Source organism: Neisseria iguanae, assembly GCF_003013245.1.
GTDB lineage: Bacteria > Pseudomonadota > Gammaproteobacteria > Burkholderiales > Neisseriaceae > Neisseria > Neisseria iguanae.
In genome coordinates this window covers 1-2,141 of sequence record NZ_PXYY01000158.1, presented here as the reverse complement: position 1 = coordinate 2,141, position 2,141 = coordinate 1, and the positions used below count along the sequence as shown (strand labels likewise).

The window sequence follows — 2,141 nt, the reverse complement described above, 5'->3', positions numbered from 1 at the left end:
GGCATACCTTCCTCCGGCTGTCTCCGATAACCCGGACTTGAATCCGATTGAAAAGATGCGGGTTTGGGTTAAACGGCTGCGTAAGATGTGGCGGCTGGGCTGTGTCGATTCTTTGTTCTTTTATTTGCTTTGGTTTTTTAGTGATTTTACTAATATATTTAATCCATACCTTAAAAATTAATAACAGCGCATGAATAAAATGACCCGGGTCGAACAGCCAAATTATCGGGGCAGGCTAGGTATGGACGGTTTGAGTAGGGTTGAACTTTAGAAATGCCACCGGCTGACTGAATATTCAGATGGCCTTAGCGCGTGAGCTTGACAAACACGTCTTCCAAATCCGTTTTCGGCAGACACATCAATGCCTACGCTTTTGAGCGTGGCTAGGACTTCGCCAAGGCGGTTGTAGCCGTCCAATTTCAGCAAGATACCGTCGTCTCGAACATCGATAAGCAGAGGCTGCAAAGCAATCGGCAATGGTGCGGATAATTGTAATTCAACACGCATGCCTTGTTAGGCATGTAATAAATTCCCGGCTGAGTCCAATGCCATCAAACAGCCTTGCTTCATCATGGCAATTATGCCCTTGGCGGTTGAGGCTTTTGATAAATGTCCACAGGCTTTGACGCAGTTCGACATCAACGCCGGCGGTCGGCTCGTCAATACAATCACGGACGTGCGATGCACCAAAACTTGTGTTATCATCACGCGCCGCTCCATACCGCCGGACAGATTGCGTGTGATGGTGTTGGCTTTATCGCTCAGACTGAGGCTGTTGATCACTCCATCTGTCCATACATCATTGTTTTTGATGCCGAAATAACCTGATTGAAAACGCAAGGCTTCTCGCACGGTGAGAAACGCGTCAACCGCCAATTCCTGCGATACCACGCTAAACTCATGCGTGCGCCTTGCGGCTCTTTAACCACGTCTTAACCCATCACACTGAGCTGCCTAAAGTCAGACGGTCAAATCCGGTCATGGCAGGAATCAACGTGGTTTTGCCCGCACCGTTGGATCCAAGCAGCACAAAAAATTCGCCATGCCGGACAGTAAAGGAAACATCGCATAAGGCGGTGAAGCCGTTGGCGTAGGTTCAGACGGCATGGCGAATGTTGACGGTATGCATATTAAATGTTGTATTTTCTTCTAACCATTGGTAAACGTGTATTCGTATTAAAACAAACGATCAGAAAAAAACCAATACAGGAGTTTATTTATATAACCTGCCCTTACCAATAATTTAAAGACAGACAGCGTATCTTCAACATATATAAAATATGACATGACGCTATCAAAGTTAGATTATTTTTCAATAATTAACTATTACATATTAAATGCATTGAAACGTTAAACGTGCAACTCCATTTACCAAATAATGGGAAGATGCTTCTTTTTTTGCTTCTTTCATTGTTTTATTTTGAGACCGACAGTAATCAACCGCATTTTTATAAACCTGGGCTTCAGCCCCTGATTGTCTTCCTGAAGCAAGAGATGTTTCAACTTCAGTAAGATAATAACCATTACCAAGTTCTTTGATATCCGAGTGGTAAGCAAGTCCTATTCCATTAAGACTTGTTCTACTACGGTCTATAGAACAACCTGTCAAGACTATAGCGCCTAGAACGCAAGAAATTGCCAATAATTTTAAATTTTTCATCTCAAAAATACCTTTAAATGAATTGAAGTATAAACTCAGATTGGAAGTATATCTGTTTTTTTTAAAAAGTAAATAGTTTATTTAAACCTGAAAGGTATAGTGAAAAATATGTACATCATAAATTGATGTGAATAAAAATAGAAATTAAATAATGTAATAATGTGAGTTCGGGATAAGAAAAATAAAAGAGAGGGTCAACTTTGTAGTAAGCTATTGTTTCCATATAAAAAGCAAACAAAAAAACACTCTCTCACAGATCATCTTACCGAGCCTTTTTATCTCTTGGATGATTTTTGCAAAAAAAATTCAAGTCCGGTTTTGGTACTGTTCAAAAATCTGTGTCAATCCCCTAAACCCCCATAAAGGAGAAGACACATGACCAAACCCGCATTTGATTTCGAAACCGCACTCAGGCACCTTCAGTCCGGACAGGCACTGACCGGTAAAGACGGCCCCCTTACCCCGCCCATCAAACAACCGG

At 41.7% G+C, this 2,141-nt stretch carries 5 protein-coding genes; 1 reads left to right on the top strand and 4 read right to left on the bottom strand.

Annotated features, from left to right (window positions below):
* Positions 1-181: hypothetical protein (locus C7N83_RS15460; RefSeq protein ID WP_146135182.1), on the top strand; the 181-nt coding region annotated here is incomplete at its 5' end.
* A gap of 86 nt (positions 182-267) precedes the next feature.
* On the opposite strand, the gene C7N83_RS16820 is transcribed toward C7N83_RS15460, so the two are convergent.
* The 4 genes from C7N83_RS16820 to C7N83_RS13665 all read right to left on the bottom strand — a co-directional run bounded on the left by C7N83_RS16820 (position 268) and on the right by C7N83_RS13665 (position 1,660).
* Positions 268-507: a hypothetical protein gene (locus C7N83_RS16820; RefSeq protein ID WP_170064929.1), complete on the bottom strand. Its 240-nt coding sequence runs from the start codon at positions 505-507 to the stop codon at positions 268-270.
* A gap of 6 nt (positions 508-513) precedes the next feature.
* Complete coding sequence (locus tag C7N83_RS16815) at positions 514-891, bottom strand: ATP-binding cassette domain-containing protein (protein ID WP_342747622.1); 378 nt, start codon at positions 889-891, stop codon at positions 514-516.
* A gap of 49 nt (positions 892-940) precedes the next feature.
* The gene (locus tag C7N83_RS16810) at positions 941-1,030 is read right to left on the bottom strand and encodes a hypothetical protein (protein WP_342747621.1); all 90 of its coding nucleotides are present in this window, start codon (positions 1,028-1,030) and stop codon (positions 941-943) included.
* Positions 1,031-1,333: 303 nt separating this feature from the next.
* A complete protein-coding gene (locus tag C7N83_RS13665; RefSeq protein ID WP_106743264.1) occupies positions 1,334-1,660 on the bottom strand; it encodes a hypothetical protein in 327 nt (108 codons plus the stop codon).
* Positions 1,661-2,141: the final 481 nt, after the last annotated feature.